This window comes from Bacillus sp. LQ01 (assembly GCF_057624735.1).
Window position 1 is genome coordinate 943,129 of the sequence record NZ_JBYEZL010000002.1, and the last position, 26,204, is coordinate 969,332.

Annotated in this window: 23 protein-coding genes; 22 read left to right on the plus strand and 1 reads right to left on the minus strand. The window is 37.1% G+C overall.

Annotation, left to right across the window (positions count from 1 at the left end; genetic code table 11):
* Positions 1 to 85 precede the first annotated feature (85 nt).
* The 12 genes from coaBC (at position 86) to spoVM (ending at position 12,978) form a co-directional block, all read left to right on the plus strand.
* The gene (gene coaBC, locus AC22L0_RS17395) at positions 86 to 1,291 is read left to right on the plus strand and encodes a bifunctional phosphopantothenoylcysteine decarboxylase/phosphopantothenate--cysteine ligase CoaBC (protein ID WP_087967404.1); all 1,206 of its coding nucleotides are present in this window, start codon (positions 86 to 88) and stop codon (positions 1,289 to 1,291) included.
* Positions 1,288 to 3,693 carry a primosomal protein N' gene (gene priA / locus AC22L0_RS17400; protein ID WP_000666715.1) on the plus strand — a complete coding sequence of 802 codons (2,406 nt, stop codon included), beginning with the start codon at positions 1,288 to 1,290 and terminating at the stop codon, positions 3,691 to 3,693. Before coaBC ends, priA begins: the two co-directional genes overlap by 4 nt.
* Positions 3,694 to 3,704: 11 nt before the next feature.
* Positions 3,705 to 4,175 carry a peptide deformylase gene (gene def, locus AC22L0_RS17405; RefSeq protein ID WP_000279455.1) on the plus strand — a complete coding sequence of 157 codons (471 nt, stop codon included), beginning with the start codon at positions 3,705 to 3,707 and terminating at the stop codon, positions 4,173 to 4,175.
* 23 nt (positions 4,176 to 4,198) lie between these two features.
* Positions 4,199 to 5,143, plus strand: a complete 945-nt coding sequence (fmt, locus tag AC22L0_RS17410; protein WP_087967405.1) for a methionyl-tRNA formyltransferase — start codon at positions 4,199 to 4,201, stop codon at positions 5,141 to 5,143.
* Positions 5,140 to 6,474 carry a 16S rRNA (cytosine(967)-C(5))-methyltransferase RsmB gene (gene rsmB, locus AC22L0_RS17415; protein ID WP_087967407.1) on the plus strand — a complete coding sequence of 445 codons (1,335 nt, stop codon included), beginning with the start codon at positions 5,140 to 5,142 and terminating at the stop codon, positions 6,472 to 6,474. The genes fmt and rsmB overlap by 4 nt, the downstream gene beginning before the upstream one ends.
* A 4-nt stretch (positions 6,475 to 6,478) precedes the next feature.
* The gene (rlmN, locus tag AC22L0_RS17420) at positions 6,479 to 7,567 is read left to right on the plus strand and encodes a dual-specificity RNA methyltransferase RlmN (protein WP_000450541.1); all 1,089 of its coding nucleotides are present in this window, start codon (positions 6,479 to 6,481) and stop codon (positions 7,565 to 7,567) included.
* Between the two features lie 4 nt (positions 7,568 to 7,571).
* Positions 7,572 to 8,324 carry a Stp1/IreP family PP2C-type Ser/Thr phosphatase gene (locus AC22L0_RS17425; RefSeq protein WP_000648703.1) on the plus strand — a complete coding sequence of 251 codons (753 nt, stop codon included), beginning with the start codon at positions 7,572 to 7,574 and terminating at the stop codon, positions 8,322 to 8,324.
* 8 nt (positions 8,325 to 8,332) lie between these two features.
* A complete protein-coding gene (gene pknB, locus AC22L0_RS17430; RefSeq protein WP_087967409.1) occupies positions 8,333 to 10,306 on the plus strand; it encodes a Stk1 family PASTA domain-containing Ser/Thr kinase in 1,974 nt (657 codons plus the stop codon).
* A 246-nt stretch (positions 10,307 to 10,552) separates the two neighbouring features.
* Positions 10,553 to 11,434: a ribosome small subunit-dependent GTPase A gene (gene rsgA / locus AC22L0_RS17435; RefSeq protein WP_001113932.1), complete on the plus strand. Its 882-nt coding sequence runs from the start codon at positions 10,553 to 10,555 to the stop codon at positions 11,432 to 11,434.
* A gap of 2 nt (positions 11,435 to 11,436) precedes the next feature.
* Positions 11,437 to 12,081, plus strand: a complete 645-nt coding sequence (rpe, locus tag AC22L0_RS17440; protein WP_000589974.1) for a ribulose-phosphate 3-epimerase — start codon at positions 11,437 to 11,439, stop codon at positions 12,079 to 12,081.
* Positions 12,082 to 12,150: 69 nt separating this feature from the next.
* Positions 12,151 to 12,831 carry a thiamine diphosphokinase gene (locus AC22L0_RS17445; RefSeq protein WP_000752663.1) on the plus strand — a complete coding sequence of 227 codons (681 nt, stop codon included), beginning with the start codon at positions 12,151 to 12,153 and terminating at the stop codon, positions 12,829 to 12,831.
* Between the two features lie 66 nt (positions 12,832 to 12,897).
* Positions 12,898 to 12,978 (plus strand): stage V sporulation protein SpoVM, encoded by an 81-nt coding sequence (spoVM, locus tag AC22L0_RS17450; protein WP_001213599.1) that lies wholly within the window; start codon positions 12,898 to 12,900, stop codon positions 12,976 to 12,978.
* Between the two features lie 73 nt (positions 12,979 to 13,051).
* Here spoVM and rpmB read toward each other — a convergent pair whose 3' ends face one another.
* Positions 13,052 to 13,240, minus strand: coding sequence for a 50S ribosomal protein L28 (gene rpmB, locus AC22L0_RS17455; RefSeq protein ID WP_000124776.1), 189 nt, complete (start codon positions 13,238 to 13,240; stop codon positions 13,052 to 13,054).
* 376 nt (positions 13,241 to 13,616) lie between these two features.
* Here rpmB and AC22L0_RS17460 point away from each other — a divergent pair, with 376 nt between their 5' ends.
* The 10 genes from AC22L0_RS17460 (at position 13,617) to smc (ending at position 26,202) form a co-directional block, all read left to right on the plus strand.
* Complete coding sequence (locus tag AC22L0_RS17460; RefSeq protein ID WP_000021109.1) at positions 13,617 to 13,979, plus strand: Asp23/Gls24 family envelope stress response protein; 363 nt, start codon at positions 13,617 to 13,619, stop codon at positions 13,977 to 13,979.
* 22 nt (positions 13,980 to 14,001) lie between these two features.
* On the plus strand, positions 14,002 to 15,678 hold the full coding sequence (locus AC22L0_RS17465; RefSeq protein ID WP_487272368.1) for a DAK2 domain-containing protein: 1,677 nt from the start codon (positions 14,002 to 14,004) through the stop codon (positions 15,676 to 15,678).
* A gap of 290 nt (positions 15,679 to 15,968) precedes the next feature.
* Positions 15,969 to 18,017, plus strand: coding sequence for an ATP-dependent DNA helicase RecG (gene recG / locus AC22L0_RS17470; protein ID WP_001000813.1), 2,049 nt, complete (start codon positions 15,969 to 15,971; stop codon positions 18,015 to 18,017).
* An 88-nt stretch (positions 18,018 to 18,105) separates the two neighbouring features.
* On the plus strand, positions 18,106 to 18,699 hold the full coding sequence (gene fapR, locus AC22L0_RS17475) for a transcription factor FapR (protein WP_000747349.1): 594 nt from the start codon (positions 18,106 to 18,108) through the stop codon (positions 18,697 to 18,699).
* A complete protein-coding gene (gene plsX, locus AC22L0_RS17480) occupies positions 18,696 to 19,688 on the plus strand; it encodes a phosphate acyltransferase PlsX (RefSeq protein ID WP_000684098.1) in 993 nt (330 codons plus the stop codon). The genes fapR and plsX overlap by 4 nt, the downstream gene beginning before the upstream one ends.
* A gap of 14 nt (positions 19,689 to 19,702) precedes the next feature.
* Entirely contained in the window at positions 19,703 to 20,647 is a 945-nt protein-coding gene (gene fabD / locus AC22L0_RS17485; RefSeq protein WP_000515903.1) for an ACP S-malonyltransferase, read from the plus strand.
* On the plus strand, positions 20,647 to 21,387 hold the full coding sequence (gene fabG, locus AC22L0_RS17490; protein WP_087967411.1) for a 3-oxoacyl-[acyl-carrier-protein] reductase: 741 nt from the start codon (positions 20,647 to 20,649) through the stop codon (positions 21,385 to 21,387). Before fabD ends, fabG begins: the two co-directional genes overlap by 1 nt.
* Before the next feature lie 69 nt (positions 21,388 to 21,456).
* Positions 21,457 to 21,690, plus strand: coding sequence for an acyl carrier protein (gene acpP, locus AC22L0_RS17495; RefSeq protein WP_000786062.1), 234 nt, complete (start codon positions 21,457 to 21,459; stop codon positions 21,688 to 21,690).
* A gap of 58 nt (positions 21,691 to 21,748) precedes the next feature.
* Positions 21,749 to 22,486 (plus strand): ribonuclease III, encoded by a 738-nt coding sequence (gene rncS / locus AC22L0_RS17500; RefSeq protein WP_001146875.1) that lies wholly within the window; start codon positions 21,749 to 21,751, stop codon positions 22,484 to 22,486.
* A gap of 146 nt (positions 22,487 to 22,632) precedes the next feature.
* On the plus strand, positions 22,633 to 26,202 hold the full coding sequence (gene smc / locus AC22L0_RS17505) for a chromosome segregation protein SMC (protein WP_087967413.1): 3,570 nt from the start codon (positions 22,633 to 22,635) through the stop codon (positions 26,200 to 26,202).
* Positions 26,203 to 26,204: the final 2 nt, after the last annotated feature.

Genomic DNA, 26,204 nt, shown 5'->3' on the forward strand with positions numbered 1-26,204 from the left:
TACGAAAGGAATGAAATATTGGTACTGACGAGCTGAGAATTCTATTTCAGTATTATAAGTTTGAAAAAGAAAGAGGACGAGTCATATGCTAAAAGGGAAAAAGATACTTCTATGTGTAACAGGAGGCATTGCGGTTTTTAAAGCAGCTGCGTTAACGAGTAAATTGACACAATCTGGCGCGATTGTAAAAGTAATGATGAGTGAGTCGGCAATGAAGTTTGTTACGCCTCTTACATTCCAAGCGCTTTCTCGCCATGATGTATATACGGATACATTTGATGAGAAAGACTCAGCTGTTATTGCTCATATTGATTTAGCAGATTGGGCGGATGTTGTACTTGTCGCACCTGCTACTGCCAATTGTATTGGAAAGTTAGCTGGTGGTATTGCAGATGATATGATTACAACTACTTTGTTAGCTACTACAGCTCCGGTATGGATTGCGCCTGCTATGAATGTGCATATGTATGAAAATAAAATAGTTCAAAAAAATATGATGACATTGAAAACGCTAGGATATACATTTATTGAGCCTGGGGAAGGCTTTTTAGCATGTGGATATGTGGCGAAGGGACGACTAGAAGAACCTGAAGCAATTATTGCACGGTTAGAGGAAGCTTTCTCAGAACACAAACCATTGCAGGGAAAAAGAATGTTAATAACTGCTGGCCCAACACGTGAAAAGGTTGATCCAGTTCGTTTTATGACAAATTTTTCTTCTGGAAAAATGGGGTATGCGATTGCGGAAGTGGCAGCGAATTTAGGCGCTGATGTTATACTCGTTTCAGGACCGACAGCATTAAATCCACCGTTACATGTAACGACAGTGCAAGTGGAATCTGCACAAGATATGTTAGAAGCGGTTCTTCAACATTATCAAAACGTAGACGTTGTCATTAAAACAGCAGCAGTTGCAGATTATCGTCCGAAATATGTTCATGAGAATAAAATGAAAAAGCAAAATGGTGATGCTGTCATTGAACTTGAAAGAACGGTGGATATTTTAAAAACGTTAGGTCAGAAAAAGGATAAACAGTTACTTATCGGTTTTGCTGCTGAAACGACAAATGTAGAGGAATATGCAACGAAAAAACTACGTGAGAAAAATGCAGATATGATTGTCGCGAATGATGTAAAAGCGCAAGGAGCTGGATTTGGCACGGATACGAATATTGTAACAATGTATAGAAAAGATGGAAAAGTTATTGAGTTGCCAATTTTAATGAAAAAAGAGGTAGCTCGTGAAATATTGAAGCAAATTGAAATGATGTTAGAAGATGATCGTTTATGAAATTTGCAAGTGTAATTGTTGATGTACCTGCCCGTCAGACAGATCGACCATTTGATTACATTATCCCTAAAAAATGGGAAGATATTGTACAGACAGGAATGCGTGTAGTAGTTCCGTTTGGCCCAAGAAAATTGCAAGGTTTTATTATTGGGATTAAAGATTCGGTGGATGTAGAAAGTAAGAAGTTAAAGACAATCCATGAAATATTAGATGTAACACCGGTTTTAAATGATGAATTATTAAAGCTTGGATATTGGCTTACAAGTGAAACGTTATGCTACATGATTTCAGCTTTTCAAGTGATGCTTCCAACTGCGATAAAAGCAACGTATAAAAAACGTCTACAACTTTGTAAACAGGAAGAAATAGCACCTGAAATACTATATTTATTTCAGGATAAAGAAGCAATTGATTTTGAAGTAATCGAGCAACAGCCACATTTATACCGAACTATTCAACAAGAAATTAAAAATGGTACGGTTGAAGTCGTTTATCAAGTGAAAGATAAAGTACAAAAGAAGAAGCAAAGAGTGGTTCAGCCGGAGTTGCCAGAAGATAAATTGGAATTAGCGGCATTTGAACTGAAAAGTAAAAAACAACAAGATGTACTTTATTATTTTGTGGAAAATTATAAAAGTGCACCGTTGAAAGTAATTACAGAAGAGTTACAAATAACAGATGCTCCAATAAAAGCACTTGTTAAAAAGGGATTCATTTCAGAAAAGTATGTGGAAGTATACCGAAATCCGTATGACGATGATGATTTTGAACAAACAAAACCATTTCCACTTACGGAGGAACAAAAACAAGTTATTACACCGATTTTATCATCAATTACAAATGAAACTTATAATCCATTTTTACTATATGGTGTTACAGGAAGTGGAAAGACAGAAGTATATTTACAATCTATAGCAGCAGTGCTCAAGAAAGGAAAAGAAGCTATCGTTCTTGTTCCTGAAATTGCACTAACGCCCCAAATGGTGGATCGTTTTAAAGGTAGGTTTGGCTCACAAGTTGCAGTTCTTCATAGTGCGTTGTCTGTTGGAGAAAAGTATGACGAGTGGCGTAAGATTTTAAGAAAAGAAGTGAAAGTTGTAGTTGGTGCGCGTTCAGCTGTTTTTGCGCCTTTTGAGAATTTAGGGATTATTATTATTGATGAAGAGCATGAATCAAGTTACAAACAAGAAGATAATCCGAGGTATCATGCAAGAGATGTAGCTGTCTGGAGAGGACAATATCATAAATGTCCTATCGTTCTTGGTAGTGCGACACCAACACTTGAATCGTTTGCAAGGGCGAAAAAAGGTGTTTATGAACTATTAACAATGGAAAAACGTATGAATGAACAAGCTTTACCAACGGTAGAGATTGTTGACATGCGAGAAGAACTTCGTGACGGGAATCGATCAATGTTTTCTAAGGCGCTGCATGAAAAAATAGCAGATCGATTAGAAAAGAAAGAACAAATGGTACTCTTTTTAAATAGAAGAGGTCATTCTACATTTGTTATGTGCCGTGATTGTGGGTATGTTGTTCAATGTCCGCATTGTGATATTTCATTGACATATCATAAAATGAATCATCGTTTAAAATGTCATTATTGTAGTTACGAAGAGAATATGCCAACTGAGTGTCCAGCTTGTCAAAGTACATACATTCGTTTCTTTGGTACAGGTACACAAAAGGTAGAAGAAGAAATTACAAAACTATTTCCAGAGGCACGAGTCATTCGAATGGATGTAGATACGACAAGTCGAAAAGGAATGCATGAAAAATTATTAAAGGCGTTCGGGGAAGAAAAAGCAGATATATTACTCGGAACACAAATGATTGCTAAAGGATTAGATTTTCCGAAAGTAACGCTCGTTGGGGTGTTAACTGCAGATACGATGCTTCACTTACCTGATTTTCGGGCGAGTGAAAAGACATATCAGCTATTGACGCAAGTAAGTGGACGAGCGGGTAGACATGAATTGCCAGGGGAAGTTGTGATTCAAACGTATACGCCAGAACATTACAGTATAGAGTTAGCGAAGAACCAACAATATGATGTGTTTTTTGACCAAGAAATGCAAATGAGACGAACAAGACAATATCCCCCATATTACTATGTTGTACTCGTAACTGTATCTCATCCTGAATTATTAAAAGCGGTACAAGTGACGGAAAAAATTGCCTCGTATTTACGAACGCATTGCTCACAGCAAACAATGGTGCTAGGACCAGTTGCTTCAGCGATTCCAAGGATAAAAGATAGATATCGTTATCAATGCATGATAAAATACAAACGGGAACCAAACTTAAAGAACGTGCTCAAAATGGTAAATGAACATTATCAAGCAGAAATGCAAAAAGAGCTACAAATCTCAATTGATTTTAATCCAACAATGTTAATGTAGCGGAGGGAAATATGGCAGTTTTAGAAATAATAAAGCATCCAAATGAAGTGTTAGAAACACCATGCGAAAGAGTAATTAACTTTGATAAAAAGTTAGTGAAATTGTTGAAAGATATGCATGAAACAATGTTAATTGCGGACGGAGTCGGTTTAGCTGCGCCTCAAGTAGGTGTAAGCTTGCAAGTAGCGGTTGTTGATGTCGATGATGATACTGGGAAAATCGAGTTAATCAATCCATCAATATTAGAAAAACGTGGTGAACAAGTAGGTCCCGAAGGCTGTTTAAGCTTCCCGGGACTTTATGGTGAAGTAGAACGTGCCGATTATATTAAAGTAAGAGCGCAAAATCGCCGTGGGAAAGTATTCTTATTAGAAGCGGAAGGATTTTTAGCGCGTGCAATTCAACATGAAATTGATCATTTACACGGTGTTTTATTTACATCGAAAGTGACAAGATATTATGAAGAAAACGAACTAGAATAGGTGTTAAAAGGAGCGGTTTTTAAATGATAAAAGTAGTGTTTATGGGAACACCGGACTTTTCAGTGCCGGTGCTTCGTCGTCTTATTGAAGATGGCTATGAGGTAGTAGGTGTTGTGACGCAACCTGATCGTCCAGTAGGTAGAAAAAAAGTATTAACACCTACACCTGTTAAAGTTGAAGCGGAAAAACATGGTATCCCTGTGTTACAGCCGTTAAAAATTCGTGAAAAAGATGAATATGAAAAAGTATTGGCATTAGAGCCAGATTTAATTGTAACAGCTGCATTTGGGCAGATTGTACCAAATGAAATTTTAGAAGCACCGAAGTATGGATGTATTAATGTTCACGCTTCTTTACTTCCTGAACTTCGTGGTGGTGCACCAATTCATTATGCAATTATGGAAGGTAAAGAAAAAACAGGTATTACAATTATGTATATGGTAGAAAAATTGGATGCTGGTGATATCTTAACGCAAGTGGAAGTTGAAATTGAAGAGCGTGAAACGACAGGCTCATTATTTGATAAATTAAGTGAAGCAGGAGCACACCTTCTATCTAAAACAGTACCTTTATTAATCCAAGGTAAGTTAGAACCGATTAAACAAAACGAAGAAGAAGTAACGTTTGCGTACAATATAAAACGTGAGCAAGAGAAAATTGATTGGACAAAAACAGGTGAAGAAGTATACAATCACATTCGCGGATTGAATCCATGGCCAGTTGCTTATACAACTTTAGCGGGACAAGTTGTTAAAGTATGGTGGGGAGAAAAAGTGCCTATAACTGAACCGACTGAAGCAGGTACGATTGTTGCAATCGAAGAAGATGGTTTTGTTGTAGCAACGAGTAATGAAACAGGTGTTAAAATTACTGAATTGCAACCTTCTGGTAAAAAGCGTATGAGTTGTTCACAATTTTTACGTGGAACAAAACCTGAAATTGGAACGAAGTTAGGAGAAAATGCATGAGACAAAATGTTCGTGAATTAGCTCTTGATGGTTTAATTCAAGTGGAAAAAAGTGGTGCATATAGCAACTTACTTTTAAATAATCTAATTGAAAAAAGTGCAATTGATAGAAAAGATATTGGTTTATTAACTGAAATTGTATATGGAACGATTCAACGTCGTGACACATTAGATTATTATTTACAGCCTTTTTTAAAAAAGAAGGTTGAGGCGTGGGTAAGAGTATTGCTTCGCTTATCTTTATATCAAATGATTTATTTAGACCGAGTGCCAGAAAGAGCGGCTATTCATGAAGCGGTTGAGATTGCAAAGCGTCGCGGGCATAAAGGAATTGCTGGTATGGTGAACGGTGTATTACGTTCGATTCAGAGAGAAGGTGTACCTTCTGTAGATGAAATCAAGGATCCAGTAGAACGTCTTGCAATTACAACAAGTCATCCAGTTTGGCTTGTCCAAGAGTGGACTTCAGAATACGGTTTAGAAACTGCAGAAAAAATGTGCGAAGTAAACATGTTACCCCCTGTACCAACAGCGCGTGTGAATGTTGATAAGGTAACGGTAGAAGAAGCGATTGAGTTGTTGGCAAGTGAAGGTATAGAAGCAAAACGTGGTGACTTATCAGATGATGCAATTCAGATTGAAAGAGGAAATGTAGCGCATACAGAAGCGTTTAAAAAAGGATTTCTTTCTATTCAAGATGAAAGTTCTATGCTTGTAGCACGCGCTTTAGAACCGAATACGGGAGATGCAGTTCTTGATAGTTGTGCTGCTCCAGGCGGAAAAACAACGCATATCGCGGAACGATTAAAGGGAACTGGTAAGGTTATGTCCCTTGATTTACATGCACACAAAGTACGTTTAATTAAACAGCAAGCAGAGCGACTTGGTCTAGAAAATGTCGAAACTAAAGCGCTAGATGCTAGAAAAGTGCAAGAGCACTTTGCAAATGAAACGTTTGATAAAATATTGGTAGATGCACCGTGTTCTGGATTTGGTGTAATTAGACGTAAGCCTGATATTAAGTTAGGAAAAGATAAAGGCGATAGTGAAAGATTATCGACGATTCAAATTGCAATACTAGAAAAAGTAGCACCATTATTAAAACAAGGCGGTCGTCTTGTTTATAGTACGTGCACAATTGAGAAAATAGAAAATGAACAAGTAATAGAGAAATTTTTACAAGAACATCCTGAATTTGAATGGGATACTACGCTTAAAGAGCGTATGCCAGAAAAATTAACTCCGTATATTGATGAAGGTCAAGTACAAATTTTACCGCATTATTTTGCGACGGATGGCTTTTATATTGCTTGTTTAAGGAAGAAGGTGTAGCATCATGGAAACGACTGTAAGAAAACAAAAGAAAAATTTAGAAACGAAGAAACCATCAATTTACTCTTTACAACTTCATGAAATGCAAGATTGGTTAAAGGAACAAGGAGAACCGAAGTTCCGTGCTGGACAAATTTTTGATTGGTTATATAAAAAACGTGTAAAAAATTATGAGGATATGTCAAACCTTTCTAAAGGATTGCGTGATAAATTGTCGAATTCCTTTGATATTACTACTTTAAACACGTTAGTAAAACAAACGTCTTCGGATGGAACAATTAAATTCTTATTCCAATTATATGACGGATATTCTATTGAAACGGTATTAATGCGACACGAATATGGAAATTCCATTTGTGTAACAACGCAAGTTGGTTGTCGTATTGGGTGTACGTTCTGTGCTTCGACACTTGGTGGATTAAAGCGAAACCTAGAAGCTGGAGAAATCGTAGCGCAAGTAGTAGAAGTTCAGCGTGCGCTTGATGAAACAGAAGAACGTGTAAGTTCTCTTGTTGTTATGGGGATTGGAGAACCATTTGATAACTATGATAATTTAATGGGATTCTTACGCATCATTAACCATGAAAAAGGACTTCATATTGGTGCAAGACATATGACTGTTTCGACAAGTGGAATTATCCCGAAAATTTATAAGTTTGCTGAAGAAGATCTACAAATTAATTTTGCGATTTCATTGCATGCTCCAAACTCAGAATTACGTTCAAAATTAATGCCGATTAACCGTGCTTATAAATTACCAGATTTAATGGAAGCTATTAAATACTATGTAAATAGAACAGGGCGTCGTATTACTTTTGAATATGGATTATTTGGAGGAGAAAATGACCAAGTAGAGCATGCTGAAGAGCTTGCTGCGCTCTTAAAAGGTGTAAAATGTCATGTGAACTTGATTCCGGTAAACTACGTACCTGAACGTGATTATGTACGTACGCCACGTGAACAAATTTTCTTGTTCGAGAAAACGTTAAAAGATCGTGGAGTGAATGTAACGATTCGCCGTGAACAAGGTCATGATATTGATGCAGCCTGCGGTCAGTTGCGTGCGAAGGAGCGCAAAGAAGAGACGAGGTGACGAGATGAAAGCCGTATTTCTATCGGATAAAGGAAAAGTTCGTCAACATAATGAAGATAGTGCAGGAGTTTTTCACAATTTAGATGGAAATGTATTAGCGGTAGTAGCAGATGGAATGGGAGGTCATCGAGCTGGTGATGTAGCTAGCTCGATGGCCATTCAATTATTCCATGATTATTGGAAGCAAACACATAATATGAATGAGCCGAAAAAAGTAGAACAATGGTTACATACTAGTGTTGGGATTATTAATGAGCGTATATATGAATACGCTCAGCAAAATGCAGAATGTAATGGTATGGGAACAACGCTTATAATAGCTGTTTGTACACCAAGCTTTGTGACAATAGGGCATATAGGAGATAGTCGTTGCTATATGGTATCAGAAGGAGAAATGACGCTAGTAACGGAAGATCATTCACTTGTAAATGAGCTTGTGAAACATGGTGAAATTTCAAAGGAAGACGCAGAGTATCATCCGAAAAAGAATGTGTTATTAAGGGCATTAGGAACAGAAGAAAAAGTTGGGTTAGATGTTAAAACGTTGGTGATTGAGGAAGATGATCAATTACTTCTTTGCTCTGATGGGTTATCAAACAAAGTTTCTATTGATGATATGCGACAAATTTTACAGTTAAATGAACAGCTTGAAGGTAAAGGGCAGTGTCTCATTCAATTGGCAAATGATCGCGGTGGAGAAGATAATATCACACTTGTTCTTATTGATTATGCGGGTTCGACAAACGAAAGTAGGTGAAGTGCAACGTGCTGATTGGAAAACGCTTAAATGACCGTTATAAGCTGCTGAAAATGATTGGTGGTGGCGGAATGGCCAATGTATATTTAGCTCATGATGATATACTTGGCCGAGATGTAGCGGTAAAAATATTAAGACTCGACTACTCAAATAACGAAGAGTTTATTAAACGTTTCCATCGAGAAGCGCAGTCTGTTACAACGTTGTCGCATCCAAATATTGTGAATATGTATGATGTCGGAGAAGAAGATGGTATATACTATCTTGTCATGGAATATGTACCAGGGCAAACATTGAAGCAATACATAATTGAGCGAGGGATGTTACCTATAGGAGAAGCTCTTGATATTATGGAGCAGTTAACATCCGCTATGGCACATGCCCATCATTTTGAAATTGTGCATCGTGATATAAAGCCGCACAATATTTTAATTCGAGCTGATGGAATAATAAAAGTAACAGATTTTGGAATTGCGACAGCTACAAGTGCAACAACAATTACACATACAAATTCAGTGCTCGGTTCAGTCCATTATTTATCACCAGAACAGGCACGTGGCGGGATAGCAAATAAACAATCAGATATCTATTCTCTTGGAATAGTTATGTTTGAATTGTTAACAGGAAGACAACCGTTTTCTGGCGAATCTGCTGTTGCCATAGCTTTAAAACATTTACAAAGTGAAATTCCATCACCAAAAAGATGGAATGAAAATATTCCGCAAAGTGTTGAAAATATTATATTAAAGGCAACTGCAAAAGATCCGTTTCACCGATATCAATCTGCCAATGCGATGAAGCGAGATATTGAAACTGCGCTATATCCAGAGAGGATAAATGAGCAACCATTTTACATACCGGAAGATATGGAAGCGACGAAAGCGATTCCGATTATTCAACAAGAACAATTATTTGAAAATGTAAGTGATGAAACGATTGTTTTAAATGGGAGTAAGATGGAAGAACCGATAAGAGCAGAAGCAGCTGAGTTAGATAAGAAGAAAAAACGGAGTAGCAAGTGGCTTAAAGTTTTAATTTCAACATTTTTATTTTTAGCAATAGGAATAACATTAGCACTTACGGTTATTCCAGGATTATTTATTCCGAAAGATGTGAAAGTTCCTGATGTGGCTGGTATGAAATACACGACAGCTGTAAATACATTAGTAGAAAAGGGCTTTGAGGTGACGGAGCCTAATATTGTATATACAGATGATGTTGAGGTTGGGGATGTAATAAAAACGGATCCTGTAGCAGGAAGAGTCGTAAAAGAAAACGCTAAAATTACTATCTATCAATCAGGTGGAAAAAAGAAAAGTAAGATGGCAAATTTCACAGGTCAAAACTTTGAGAGTGTAAAAGCTGAGTTAGAAGAAAAATATAAACAAGTTACGGTAAATTATATTGAAAATGATAAGCCGAAAGGTGAAATTGTAGAACAAATTCCGACGCCTGATCAAATGGTTATAGAAGCGGAGCAAGAACTGAAAATCTGGGTAAGTAAAGGCCCTTATCAAATTAGACCAGGTGACTTTTCGGGGTGGACTGAAAATAGTGTAACTGGTTATTTGAATGAGAGAAAACTAACGTCAGATATAAAACGAGAGTATTCAGATACAGTCGAAAAAGGACTTGTAATTTCGCAATTTCCAAAACCAGGTACACCATTAAAAGAGGGAGATAAAGTAACTATTATTATCTCTGATGGTCAAAAGCCTAAAGTGACTAAAACGGTAAAAGTGGACAATATCTCTATCCCATATGAGCCTGCTGTAACAGGTGAAAAAAAGCCGCAAACAATAGAAATTTATAAAGAAGACATGCAGCAAAAAATGGATAGACCGGTTGAAACGAGAACAATTACTGAATCAGCGACTATTTCTTTAGAATTTGTAATTCAAGAAGGTTCAAAGGGACACTATAAAATTGTACGGGATGGAGTAACGATTATTGATAAAGAAGTACCATATCCAACTCAATAATAGTGAAAGTCTACTTATTATTATTGCCTGTTATGCTGTCTACAAAGTGGACGGTATAGCAGGCAAAAATATATGATTCAAAAAGCTAGTAAAGTGATGCAGCTGTAAATGTTTTTTTGCATTTAATGGGAAATTTAATATATATTAGCGAAAGTATATATGGTAGGTTTTGAAATCGTTATTTGGAAAATTTAAATCTATTCATTTTTAAATTCAGCATCACCTTATACAAAAAAGGAGAATTCTATGCCAGAAGGAAAAATTATAAAAGCTTTAAGTGGGTTTTATTACGTGCAGCATGAAGAAGGGGTTACGCAATGTCGTGGGCGAGGTGTATTTAGAAAAAATAAAATTACACCACTTGTAGGAGACCAAGTTGTTTTTCAGGCAGATAATCCAACTGAAGGTTATGTGCTTGAAGTGTTTGATCGAAAAAATGAACTTGTTAGACCTCCTATTGCTAATGTCGATCAAGCGATCCTTGTGTTCTCTGCAGTAGAACCAGATTTTAATCCTGGACTGTTAGATCGATTTTTAGTGCTGATTGAATATCATAACATTAAGCCAATTATTTGTATTAGCAAGATGGATTTAGTAGATGAAAAAATGAAAGCAACTGTTGAAGCTTATGCGAATGATTATCGTGAGATGGGTTATGATGTTTTATTTACTTCTATTAATACGTCAGAAAGTATTGATATATTAAAACCATACTTAGAAAATTGTGTTTCTGTCGTTGCGGGTCAATCTGGTGTTGGGAAATCTTCAATGCTTAATGTGCTACGTCCAGAATTAGAGCTGAAAACAAATGATATTTCCTCCCATTTAGGACGCGGGAAGCATACGACAAGACACGTAGAATTAATTGCAATTGGGAGTGGACTAGTAGCAGATACACCGGGTTTTAGTTCACTAGATTTCATTGATATAGAAGTAGAAGATCTTACATATTGTTTTCCAGAGTTGAAAGAAGCGAGCCAATACTGTAAATTTAGAGGGTGTACACATCTTTCTGAACCGAAATGTGCGGTGAAAGCTGCGGTTGAAGAAGGGAAGATTACAGAATATCGCTATAAGAACTATAAACAATTCGTAGAAGAAATTAGAGAGAGAAAGCCGAGGTATTAGTTATGATTAAAATTGCACCATCGATTTTATCAGCAGATTTTTCAAAATTAGGGGAAGAGATTAAAGATGTAGAAAAGGGCGGAGCGGATTACATTCACGTTGACGTAATGGATGGACATTTCGTACCAAATATTACGATTGGACCGTTAATTGTAGAAGCAATCCGTCCGATTACATCATTACCATTAGATGTACATTTAATGATTGAAAATCCTGATAACTATATCCCGACTTTCGCACAAGCGGGAGCGGATATTATTACTGTTCACGTAGAGGCGTGTCCGCATCTACATCGTACAATTCAGTTAATTAAATCTCATGGTATTAAAGCGGGCGTTGTATTAAATCCACATACGCCAGTTTCAGTGATTGAGCATGTATTAGAAGATATAGATATGGTATTACTTATGACAGTAAACCCTGGATTTGGTGGACAGAAGTTTATCCATTCTGTATTACCGAAAATTAAACAAGTTGCAGACATGGTGAAAGAGCGCAATCTAGAAGTGGAAATTGAAGTTGATGGTGGTGTAAATGCTGAAACAGCAAGACTTTGTGTGGAAGCAGGAGCAAATGTACTTGTAGCTGGGTCAGCAGTATACAATCAAAAAGACCGCGGTGAAGCAATTCGCGTAATTCGTGGGTAGTGATGAACTTTTATCCTGGTAAGGCATTTATAGGATAGGATAAAAATATGTAAAAAGGCAATCTACCAAATGGCAGATTGCCTTTTTACAATGGAAGGAGAAGAAAAAATGATTATTCATATTTTGGCAGGAGGACCTTCGGAATATTGCGCAGATTTTGCTCGATACGAGAATGAGGAAGTAGTGTGGGCAGCGGTTGATAGGGGAGTATACCGTCTATTAAAGAAAGGGATTACCCCGGCTGTTGCGTTTGGAGATTACGATTCAGTTACTGAAGAAGAATTAGTATGGATGGGACAGCAAACGAACGAATTACATATTGTTCCGCGGGAAAAAGATCAAACGGATTTAGAAATTGCAATCAACTGGGCATTAGAACAGAAGCCGGCACTAATTCGTATTTTTGGTGCTACTGGTGGAAGGCTTGATCACGGTTTGGCAAATATACAGATGCTTTTAAAAGGGTTAGAAGTAGAGATAGAAATGTGTATTGTGGACAATAAAAATGAAATAACAGTTAAAAAAATGGGTACACATATAATTGAAGAAAATAAAAATTTTCCTTATGTATCTTTTGTACCAGTTACTGAAATAGTGGAAGGGATTACATTGTTTGGTTTTAAGTACCCTCTTACTAATAAAACAATAGAGTGGGGATCAACACTTTGTATTAGTAACGAACTCGTTGAGGAAAAAGGTACTTTTTCATTTACTTCTGGCATATTAATGTTGATAAGAAGCACTGATTGAAGAAACAATTTTGCTCCTTACATCATATAGTGACCAAGTGGAGTAATAGGGATTAGGAGGGAAACCATGAGATTTTATACAATTAAGTTACCTAAATTTCTTGGTGGAATAGTTCGTGCAATGTTAAATACCTTCAAAAAAGATTAAAAAAAGCACCTATCACCGGTGCTTTTTCCATTGTTATAGTAAAAAAAGAGCCTATCGGCTCTTTTTTTTATTATTAAACACGTTCGATTTTGCCAGATTTTAATGCTCTAGCAGAAACGTAAACACGTTGAACTTTTCCGTCGATGCGTACGCGAACTTTTTGAAGGTTAGCGCCCCATTTACGTTTTGTAGCGTTCATTGCGTGAGAACGAGAGTTACCAGAACGAGCTTTTCTTCCAGTAATAGCACAAACACGAGCCATTTATATTTCCCTCCCTTGATACCTTACCATACGTAATTTTTCAATGTTAGTCTTTTATGCGATGCTAAAAACACTACTATAATTTAACACAACTAAAAAGAGAATGCAACACCGTAGAAAAAAGAAATCAAGAAAATTTACTTGACACTATATGTCAATGAAGAAAAGTTGAAATCCATAAAAATTGCTTGACATATTATAGTGGTACATGTTGTATAATAACAATGGACTATTTTGCTCATCATAAAAAAGTGTAATTTAAAACATAAAATATGAGAGTGAAAAGAAAGAACGATGGAATTTTCTTTAAAAAGATTATATGATAGTAACTAAAGTAGTCTAGCTCACTTTCACCATTTATGAAGGGGGAAACGAGATGTCAATTGAAATTAAAACGAAGTACGGTCAAATTGATATTAGTACAGATGTAATTGCAACAATTGCTGGAGGTGCCGCGGTAGATTGCTACGGTATCGTAGGTATGGCATCAAAAAATCAGTTAAAAGATGGATTAACAGACATTTTACGAAAAGAAAACTTCACTAGAGGTGTTATTGTTCGTAAAGATGAAGATGAAGTACATATTGATATGTATATTATTGTGAGCTATGGTACGAAAATTTCAGAAGTGGCACATAATGTGCAGACGAAAGTGAAATATACATTAGATCAAACTGTAGGACTAGCAGTAGATTCTGTAAACATCTACGTACAAGGAGTTAAAGTAATAAACTTGTAATGTGCATTAAGGAGGAAAATCTGTGTCAATTCAAAAAATTGATGGAAAACGTTTATCACAAATGATCATGCAAGGAGCGAATAATTTAACAAACAATGTTCAGCTTGTTGATGCATTAAACGTATTTCCAGTTCCAGATGGCGATACCGGTACAAACATGAACTTATCTATGACTTCAGGTGCGCGTGAAGTGAAAGCAAACCCTTCACAGCATGCTGGTAAAGTCGGCGTAAGTTTAGCCAAAGGATTATTAATGGGAGCTCGTGGTAACTCTGGAGTTATTTTATCTCAGTTGTTCCGTGGTTTCTCTAAATCCATTGAACAAAAAGAAGAATTAACAACAGTTGATTTTGCTGCAGCACTAGAAGCTGGAGTAGAGGCGGCTTATAAAGCGGTTATGAAACCGATTGAAGGAACGATTTTAACGGTTGCAAGAGAAACGGGTAAATATGCAGTAACAGTTGCGAAAAAACAGCGCGACTTTGTTTTGTTTATGGAAGACGTTGTGAAAGAAGCAAACGCATCGTTAAATCGTACGCCAGATTTATTACCTGTATTAAAACAAGTTGGCGTTGTAGATAGCGGTGGTAAAGGTCTTGTAGTGGTATACGAAGGATTTTTAGCTGACTTAAAAGGAGAAACGATTTCTTCTGATGCACCGACGCAACCATCTATGAATGAAATGGTACGCGCAGAACATCACCGTAGTGTACAAAGCCAATTGAGTACAGAAGATATTAAGTATGGATATTGTACGGAATTCATGGTGAAATTAGAGGCTGAAAAGGTGAAAGAGCATCATTTCTCTGAACAAAAATTCCGTGAAGATATTAGTGTATATGGTGATTCTCTACTAGTTGTGTCTGATGATGAAATTGTAAAAGTTCATATCCATGCAGAACATCCTGGAGACGCTATGAACTACGGGCAAAAATACGGTAGTTTAATTAAGATTAAAGTAGAAAATATGCGTGAACAGCATACTGCTTTATTAGATGAACCTACTATGGTTCCTGAACAACCAGCTCAATCGAAAGAAAAACAACCATATGGTATCGTAACTGTAGCTATGGGGTCTGGTATTAAAACTTTATTTGAGAGCATCGGCGCAACGAAAGTTATCGAAGGTGGTCAAACGATGAATCCAAGTACGGAGGATATCGTGAAGGCAATTGAAGAAGCAAATGCTGAAAAAATCATTATTTTACCGAATAACGGAAATATTGTAATGGCAGCAGAACAAGCGGCATCAGTTGTAGATCAAGAAGTTATTGTTGTTCGTTCGAAAACAGTTCCTCAAGGTATGGCAGCAATGTTAGCATTTAACCCAGTTGGAACGTTAGAAGAGAATGAAGAAAACATGCAAGAAGCTTTATCTCATGTGAAAACAGGTCAAATTACGTATGCTGTACGTGATACGGAAATTGATGGTGTAGCAATTCAAAAAGATGATTTCATGTGTATTGCAGATGGGAAAATTGTATCTACAAATGCTGAAAAAGTAGGAGCTGCGAAGCAATTACTAGAAGCGCTTATTGATGAAGATTCTGAAATCGTAACGATTCTACAAGGTGAAGATGCAACTGACGAAGAAGTAGCGGAGTTAGTTGAATTTGTAGAAGAGAAATTTGAAGATGCAGAAGTAGAAGTGCATGCTGGAAACCAACCAGTGTATTCTTTCATCTTCTCTGTAGAATAAGATAAGATTCGTTTTGAAAATAAATGGATTACTTACTTGCTAATGGATAAGAAGTAGTAATATGAAGTTTATTACTAGTTTTTATTCAAAAGGCTAGCATATTGAAGAGAGAAAAGAGCCTTGCTGCTAATAGTGAGGCTCTTTTTTACTTGTTTTATATAAGGGATTTGAGTAGTTTCTCTTAGAATGCCTATGATAGAATATATAAGGTGAAAGAGAGCGATTACAGATGCTAATTGGTACTCAAATAAAATGCAATAAAGAAAATAATGTGACGGGGTGTGAGAATCTTGAATGATGTTGTACAAGTTCCTGTTACGGATGTAAAGGGGATCGGAGGAGAAACATCTGAGTTACTACATGAGATGGGTATTTATACAGTTTCTCATCTATTAGAACATTTTCCATACCGTTATGAAGATTATGCGATGAAAGATCTTGCTGAAGTAAAGCATGATGAACGTGTAACGGTTGAAGGGAAGATTCATAGTGCTCCTTTGCTGCAATATTATGGTAAGAAGAAATCGCGTTTAACAGTTCGTGTTCTCGTCGGTCGTTATTTAATTACGGCGGTATGTTTTAATAGGCCTTACTATAAGCAAAAATTAAAGTTAGATGAAACGGTAACGATTACTGGTAAATGGGATCAACATCGTCAAACAATTGCTGTATCAGAACTTCATTTTGGGCCGGTTGTACGTCAACAAGAAGTGGAACCTGTTTATTCAGTAAAGGGGAAACTTACAGTAAAACAGATGCGTCGTTTTATTGCTCAAGCGTTAAAGGAATATGGAGATTCTATAGTCGAAGTGTTACCGGATGGTTTGTTAGGGCGATATAAATTATTACCAAGATATGAAGCGCTTAGGGCATTGCATTTTCCGGTAGGACAGGAAGATTTGAAGCAAGCGCGTCGCCGTTTTGTATATGAAGAATTTTTCTTATTTCAGCTGAAAATGCAAACGCTCCGGAAAATGGAGAGGGAAAATTCAAAAGGGACGAAGAAAGAGATTCCGTCAGTAGAATTACAAGAATTTATCGATGCACTGCCGTTTCCATTAACGGGTGCGCAGCGCCGAGTTGTAGATGAAATTTTGAAAGATATGACATCTCCTTATCGGATGAACCGACTATTGCAAGGTGACGTTGGTTCTGGGAAAACAGTTGTTGCTGCGATTGGCCTTTATGCATCGAAATTAGCTCATTATCAAGGTGCTTTAATGGTTCCTACAGAAATTTTAGCTGAGCAACATTATCAGTCGCTTGCTGAAACGTTTTCGCATTTTGGTATGAAGGTGGAACTGTTAACAAGTTCTGTTAAAGGTGCGAGACGTCGAGAAATTTTAGCGAAGTTAGAACAAGGAGAAATAGATATTCTTGTTGGAACGCATGCCTTAATTCAAGATGAAGTTATATTTCATAGGTTGGGTCTCGTTATTACAGATGAACAGCATCGATTTGGTGTAGCGCAGCGCCGAGTTTTACGGGAGAAAGGTGAAAGTCCAGATGTATTATTTATGACAGCGACACCAATTCCGCGTACGCTTGCAATTACTGCATTTGGAGAGATGGATGTTTCGATAATCGATGAGATGCCAGCAGGTAGAAAGGTGATTGAAACATATTGGGCAAAACATGATATGTTAGATCGCGTTCTCGGTTTTGTTGAAAAGGAGATAAAAAAAGGAAGACAGGCATACGTTATTTGTCCTCTAATTGAAGAATCTGAGAAACTTGATGTGCAAAATGCTATCGACTTACATAGTATGCTGACGCATCATTACCAAGGGAAATGCCAAGTTGGATTGATGCATGGGAGATTATCGTCTCAGGAAAAAGAAGAGATAATGGGACAGTTTAGTGAAAATAAAGTGCAAATTCTTGTATCGACAACAGTTGTTGAAGTAGGTGTGAACGTACCTAATGCGACTGTAATGGTTATTTATGATGCAGAACGTTTCGGTTTATCGCAGCTTCATCAGCTTAGAGGGCGTGTCGGCCGTGGTAGTGAGCAATCATATTGTTTATTAATAGCAGACCCTAAATCAGAAACAGGGAAAGAAAGAATGCGCATAATGACTGAAACAAACGATGGATTTGTATTGTCAGAAAAAGATTTAGAATTACGAGGTCCTGGAGATTTCTTTGGGAGTAAGCAAAGTGGCTTACCAGAATTTAAGGTTGCTGACATGGTACATGATTATCGAGCGTTAGAAACAGCAAGGCAAGATGCGGCGATACTAGTAGATTCAGAAGCGTTTTGGCACAATGATCAGTACGCTGCCTTGCGTACGTATCTTGATGGGACAGGGGTGTTCCAAGGAGAGAAGCTCGATTAAAGGGAGTCAACAAAAGTTTTTGTTGCATTCTACTTTTAATGATTATATACTACTGTTAGTACCTAGTCATAAAAATGGATGGTGCGGTATGAAAAAAAGAAGAAGTAAAAAAGAAAGACAAGAGTTATTACAACAAACAATCGAATCAAATCCTTTTATTACGGATGAAGATTTAGCGGAAAAATTTCAAGTGAGTATACAAACAGTACGACTTGATCGTATGGAATTGTCTATTCCTGAATTAAGAGAGAGAATTAAACATGTAGCTACAAAGCAACATGAAGAAGATGTGAAATCTTTACCGTTAGAAGAGGTTGTTGGAGAAATTATTGATATTGAATTAGATAGACATGCAATCTCTATCTTTGAAGTAAAGGTAGAACATGTATTTAAAAGAAATCAAATTGCCCGTGGGCATCATCTGTTTGCGCAAGCAAACTCACTAGCTGTTGCAGTTATTGATGAAGAATTAGCTTTAACTGCAAAGTCTACCATTCGATACATTCGCCCTGTAAAATTAGGAGAGCGTGTTGTTGCAAAAGCGCGCGTTGAAGATGTAGAGAATGATAAGGGACGGACGGTTGTCAAAGTGCGTAGCTTCGTTGGAGAAGAACTTGTTTTTACAGGCACTTTTGAAATGTATCGATCTAGTAATTATAGTGAGGAAGGTAACAACTTATGAAAATCGCAATAGATGCAATGGGCGGAGATCACGCTCCAAAGGCTGTAGTATTAGGGGCAATGAAAGCTATTAAGGAATATTCTGATTTACATATTACGTTAGTAGGGAAAGAAGAGGAAATTCGTCAATACTTAACGAGTGATGAACGAATTACTATTCTTCATACAGACGAAAAAATAGAATCAACGGAGGAACCAGTAAGAGCGGTTCGTCGAAAAAAACAAGCTTCAATGGTGCTTGCGGCACAACAAGTAAAGGATGGAGAAGCAGACGCTTGTATATCCGCAGGTAGTACAGGAGCTTTAATGGCAGCTGGATTATTTGTTGTCGGTCGTATGGAAGGAATTGAGCGACCAGCTTTATCGCCTACAATGCCAACTGTAGATGGAAAAGGTTTTGTTATGTTAGATGTTGGAGCAAATGTTGATGCAAAACCAATTCATTTATATCAATATGCAGTAATGGGATCTGTTTATGCTGAGAAGGTAAGAGGAATTGAAAATCCTCGCGTTGGACTATTAAACGTTGGAACAGAGGATGGAAAAGGAAACGAGCTTTCAAAGCAAGTATTTGCAATGCTTAAAGATGCGCCAATTAATTTCGTTGGGAACATTGAATCAAGAGATTTATTGCAAGGTGTAGCAGATGTTGTTGTATGTGATGGTTTTACAGGGAATGTAGCGTTGAAATCATTAGAGGGAACAGCACTTGCGCTATTCTCTATGTTGAAAGAACAATTAATGAGTTCATTTACGAGTAAATTAGCAGCGGCGGTATTAAAGCCAAAACTTATGGTATTAAAAGATAAAATGGATTATTCGGAGTATGGAGGAGCTGCATTATTTGGATTGAAAGCACCTGTCATTAAGGCTCACGGTTCTTCTAATGACCAGTCGATATTTAGTGCGATTCGTCAAACGAGAGAAATGGTAGCGAAAGAAGTAATTCCTACGATTTCAAGCGTAATGGAGAAAGAGTCACTCCAATAAGAGGAGGATTTGAAATGGGAAAAATAGCATTTCTTTTTCCGGGCCAAGGTTCACAGGCAGTTGGAATGGGTAAACAATTAGCAGAGAATAATAAAGAGGTTGCAAAAGTGTTTGCAAAAGCAGATGAGGTGTTGCAAGATTCACTTTCAGAAGTGATTTTTGAAGGACCGCAGGAAAAGCTTACATTAACAACAAATGCGCAGCCTGCATTATTAACAACGAGTTTTGCTATTTTGACAGCTTTGAAAGAGTATGACATTACACCTGACTTTGTCGCTGGTCATAGTTTAGGTGAATATAGCGCTCTTGTAGCAGCTGGTGCATTAACTTTTGAAGATGCGGTATATGCTGTAAGGAAACGCGGGGAATATATGGAAGAAGCTGTTCCGGGCGGGGAAGGTGCAATGGCAGCTATATTAGGTGCTGACCCACATATGCTGAAACAAGTTACAGAAGAAGTAACAAGTGAAGGATATGCAGTGCAAATCGCTAATATGAATAGTACGAAGCAAATTGTAATTTCTGGAACGAAGCAAGGCGTAGAGGTTGCTTCTCAAAGAGCGAAAGAAAATGGTGCAAAGAGAGCAATTCCACTAAAAGTAAGTGGGCCATTCCATTCTTCACTTATGAAGCCGGCAGCTGAGAAGTTTCAAAGTGTTTTGAATGAAATTACAATTCATGATACGAACATTCCTGTTATTGCAAATGTTACGGCGGATGTTATTACACGTGGTGCCGACATTCAAGAAAAGTTAATCGAACAGCTTTATTCGCCTGTATTATGGTACCCGTCTATTGAATGTATGGTGAAGCAGGGAGTAGATACATTTATTGAAATTGGGCCTGGAAAAGTACTTGCTGGACTTATGAAGTCAATTGATTCATCAGTGAAAGCATATGCGATATATGATGAAGAGACATTAAAAGATACCATTTCAAATTTGAGAGGAGAAAACTGATGTTAAAAGGGAAGGTAGCATTAGTAACTGGCGCTTCACGTGGAATTGGTCGCGCGATTGCGATCGATTTAGCGAAACAAGGGGCAAATGTAGTAGTAAATTATGCAGGTAATGAACAAAAAGCAAATGAAGTAGTAGATGAAATTAAGAAATTAGGTTCTGATGCAATTGCGGTAAAAGCAGATGTTGCAAATGTTGATGATGTTACAAATATGGTGAAACAAACAGTAGATACATTTGGACAAGTTGATATTCTTGTAAATAATGCTGGTGTAACAAAAGATAATTTATTAATGCGTATGAAAGAAGAAGAATGGGATACAGTTATTAATACAAACTTAAAAGGTGTATTCTTATGTACAAAAGCAGTATCTCGTTATATGATGCGTCAACGTCACGGTAGAATTATAAATATCGCTTCTGTTGTGGGTGTTATAGGAAACCCAGGGCAAGCTAATTATGTTGCTGCTAAAGCGGGTGTTATTGGATTAACAAAAACATCTGCAAAAGAGTTAGCAAGTCGAAATATTACTGTGAATGCAATTGCGCCGGGCTTTATTGCGACTGATATGACGGATGTACTAGATGAGAATATTAAAGCTGAAATGTTAAAAGTTATTCCAGCTGCTCAATTTGGTGAAGCGAAAGATATCGCGAATGCTGTAACGTTTTTTGCTTCTGATCAAAGCAAATATGTTACAGGTCAAACGTTAAATGTTGATGGCGGTATGGTAATGTAATAAAAGAATCGATTTCACCTAGTTTTTTTGGTCAATATTTAATATAATATTTGAGGGGAGGTGAATGGAATGGCAGATGTTTTAGAGCGCGTAACAAAAATCATCGTTGATCGTTTAGGAGTAGAAGAGACTGAGGTAGTACCAGCTGCAAGCTTCAAGGAAGATTTAGGAGCAGACTCCCTAGATGTAGTAGAACTTGTAATGCAATTAGAAGATGAATTCGAAATGGAAATTTCTGATGAAGATGCTGAAAAGATTGCTACTGTTGGCGATGCTGTGACTTACATAGAGAGTCATCTATAATGCTTAAGTGAAGTCCCGTTTTTTAGCGGGGCTTTCTGGCTTATATCTGGAGGGACCTATGCCGTACCGAAAATATAGAGAAAAAAAATACGAAACAAAATATCGTGAAGCATTTAAAGTGTTTCAAGAAAAGATAGGTATTACGTTTACAGATGAAAAATTATTGATTCAAGCATTTACGCATTCATCGTATGTGAATGAGCATCGAAAAAAACCGCATGAAGATAATGAGCGTCTTGAATTTCTTGGAGATGCAGTATTGGAACTGACTGTATCACAGTATCTGTTTCAAAAATATCCGACAATGAGCGAAGGAGAGTTAACAAAACTACGTGCAGCTATTGTATGTGAGCCATCTCTTGTTCGTTTTGCGAACGAATTGTCATTTGGCAGCCTTGTTTTATTAGGAAAAGGTGAAGAAATGACAGGTGGACGTGAACGACCAGCTTTATTAGCGGATGTCTTTGAAGCGTTTATTGGTGCCCTTTATCTTGATCAAGGGCTAGAAACAGTTTGGGAATTCTTAAAAGAAATTGTATATCCGAAAATTAATGAGGGTGCTTTTTCTCATGTGATGGATTATAAGAGTCAGTTGCAAGAATTGATTCAGCGTGATGGCAGTGGCAATGTTGAGTATCAAATTTTGCAAGAAAAAGGACCAGCTCACAATCGAGAATTTGTGTCACGTGTTACGTTAAATAACGTAGCTTTAGGTCTTGGTAGTGGTAAGTCGAAAAAAGAAGCAGAGCAACAAGCTGCTGCAGAAGCATTGAAAAAATTAAAAGAACAACTATAAGGAATCCCCCTTTGAATGAGGGGGATTCCTTATGCATAGAATGAAACTTTCTTTTTGTTTATAAAGAAAAAGAAGGTAAATCCGTATAATACTTGTTTTTATATAGAGAACATTTATAATGACGGAGAATAGGAGGAAGGCCTTTCGTGTTTTTAAAAAGATTAGAAATAGCAGGGTTTAAGTCTTTTGCTGAGCGTGTATCTGTTGATTTTGTCCCAGGTGTAACTTCTGTAGTAGGACCTAATGGAAGCGGGAAAAGTAATATTACTGATGCAATTCGCTGGGTACTTGGTGAACAATCTGCAAAATCATTACGTGGTGCAAAGATGGAGGATATTATTTTTGCAGGCAGTGATACGAGGAGAGCGGTTAATGTTGCTGAAGTAACAATAACTTTAAATAATGAAGATCAACGTTTACCAATTGAATACAATGAGGTGTGTGTAACACGTCGTGTATCTCGTTCAGGTGATAGTGATTTTTATATTAATAAACAATCATGTAGATTGAAAGATATTATCGATTTATTTATGGACTCTGGTATGGGAAGAGAAGCTTTTTCAATTATTAGCCAGGGGAAAGTGGAAGAGATTTTAAGTAGTAAGTCAGAAGAGCGTCGAGGTGTATTTGAAGAAGCGGCAGGCGTACTAAAATACAAACTTCGCAAAAAGAAAGCTGAAGGGAAACTAGCAGAAACACAAGAAAACTTAAATCGTGTACAAGATATAATTCATGAATTAAGTAGTCAAGTAGAACCTTTAGAAAGACAAGCTTCTATTGCGAAAGATTATCTTGAGAATAAAGAAGAATTAGAGAAAGTAGAAGCTGCGCTTATTGTTCATGAAATTGAAGAATTGCATGAGAAATGGGAAGCGCTTCGAAATCAGTTTGGGCATAATAAAAACGAAGAAGCTAAAATGTCAACGAATTTACAAAAAAGTGAAGAAGAGCTTGAGGAATTACGAGGACAATTACAAGCGGTAGACGAGTCTGTAGACTCGTTGCAAGAAGTACTTCTTCTTTCTAGTAAAGAGCTAGAAAAACTAGAAGGGCAGCGTGAGTTGTTAAAAGAAAGAAAGCAAAATGCTACGACGCATTGTGCGCAACTTGAGCAGTTAATTGTTGAATTAACTGAGAAAGCTAAAAGTTACGATGGTGAGATTGAGTCAAGTACAGAATCTTTAATGCAATTTGTGAATGAAGTAAAAGAGTTGGAGCAAAAATTGCATGATAATGAGCAACTGATTGCTACTTTTGCTGACAATTTAGAGGAACAGATTGAGAATTTAAAAGGTGACTATATTGAGCTTTTAAATCAACAAGCTAGTCATCGTAATGAATTATCTATGATTGAAGAACAATCGAAACAGCAAACGTCTAAAAACGAGCGTCTAGATGAAGAGAATGCGAAATATGTAGAAATGCGTATGGAAATTACAGCGAAAAAGACGAAACTTGTAGAAAGTTACGAACAAGCGAAAGAAAAAGTAGCTGGCATTCTCTCAAATATACAGAAGACAGAGGCGGCGCTTGGGAAATGTAAGACGCAGTATAGTGAAAATGAAACAAAACTGTATCAAGCATATCAATTTGTGCAACAGGCACGTTCTCGAAAAGAAATGCTTGAAGAGATGCAAGAAGATTATTCTGGATTCTATCAAGGTGTACGTGAAGTATTGAAAGCTAGAGAAAATAGGTTGCAAGGTATCGAGGGTGCTGTTGCGGAACTGTTAACGGTACCGAAAGAATACGAAGTTGCAATGGAAATCGCTCTAGGTGCAGCGATGCAGCATATTGTTGTACAAACAGAGGAACATGCTCGTAATGCGATTGCATTTCTAAAGCAAAATAAACATGGACGTGCAACGTTTTTACCGCAAGCTGTTATTAAAAGCAGATCGTTATCATTTGAGCAATTACGCATTGCAAATCAACACCCATCGTTTGTAGGTGTGGCGGCAGAACTTGTGCAGTACAACAATAAATATGAAAATGTAGTTTCAAATTTATTAGGTACTGTTATTGTTGCGAAAGATTTACGTGGAGCAAATGAGTTGGCGAAACAACTGCAATACCGTTATCGCATTGTAACAATCGAAGGTGACGTAGTGAATCCTGGCGGTTCTATGACTGGTGGGGCGGTAAAGCAAGCGAAATCTTCTTTATTAGGACGCCAACGTGAACTGGAAGAGTGGACTCGCAAGTTAACTGATATGGAAGAAAAAACAACGAAGTTAGAAAACTTTGTTAAAGCAGTAAAACAAGAGATTCAAGAAAAAGAAGTGAAAATACGCGAACTAAGGCAAACTGTAGAAGCAGATCGTGTAGATGAGCAGAAATTAAGAGAAGAGATTAATCGTTTAGAATTAGAAGAACATCGTATTAATGATCGGTTGTCTATTTATGATTTAGAGATTGAAGGGTTTTTACAAGATCGAGTAAAAATGCAAGGGCGTAAAGAGGAGTTAGAAGGGGTTTTAACGAATCTTCAAGCTGAAATCACTAAGTTAGATAGTAAAATTGTAGCTTTAACAAAACAAAAAAGTGAGCAACATTCTTCGAAAGAAAAAGTTCAAAAAGAAATGACTGAGTTAAAAGTGCTGGCAGCTGAAAAGCAACAACGCTTATCTAATCAAAAAGAAAAAGTTGAACGATTGACGAAGGAAAAAGAAGAAACGGATGCGACACTTGTAAAAACGAAAGAGGATTTAGCGTTCTTAAAACAAGAAATGACATCTAATTCAAGTGGTGAAGAGCAAATTACGAATATGATTGAGAAGAAAGCATATGATCGTAATCAAACTTCAGAATTAATTCGCTCTCGTCGTGAACAACGTGTATCGTTGCAAGAGAGAGTAGAACATTTAGAGCGCAATTTGAAAGAAACGACAGGTAAACATAAATATGTTCTTGAAATGTTGAAAGATCAAGAAGTGAGAATAAATCGACTGGATGTAGAGTTGGAAAATAGATTACAACATTTACGTGAAACATATACGATTTCATTTGAAGCGGCAAAACTAAAATATACAATGACAATGCCTGCAGAAGATGCGCGTAAGAAAGTAAAATTAATCAAATTATCCATAGAAGAGTTAGGTACAGTGAACCTAGGGGCAATTGATGAATATGAACGTGTAGCGGAGCGTCATACATTCTTACTAGAGCAGAGAGACGACTTAGAAGAAGCGAAAGCGACATTGCACCAGCTTATTACCGAAATGGATGAAGAAATGAAAAAACGCTTTTCTACTACGTTTGAAGGCATTAGAATGGAGTTTCAATCGGTATTCTCTGAATTATTTGGAGGCGGTAGAGCGGATTTAGTAATGACTAATCCAGAGGATTTACTAAATACGGGTATTGATATTGTAGCACAACCGCCAGGGAAGAAACTGCAGAACTTAGGTTTACTTTCAGGTGGAGAGCGTGCTTTAACAGCAATTGCGCTTTTATTTGGTATTTTAAAAGTACGCCCAGTACCGTTCTGTGTACTAGATGAGGTAGAGGCAGCCCTTGATGAGGCGAATGTAGCTCGTTTTGCACAGTATTTAAAGAAATTCAGTGATGAGACGCAGTTTATTGTAATTACACATAGAAAAGGTACAATGGAAGAGTCTGATGTGTTGTACGGTGTAACAATGCAAGAATCGGGGGTATCTAAACTTGTTTCGGTTCGTTTAGACGCCGGAGAAGAACTTATTGCAAGTGAATAGGA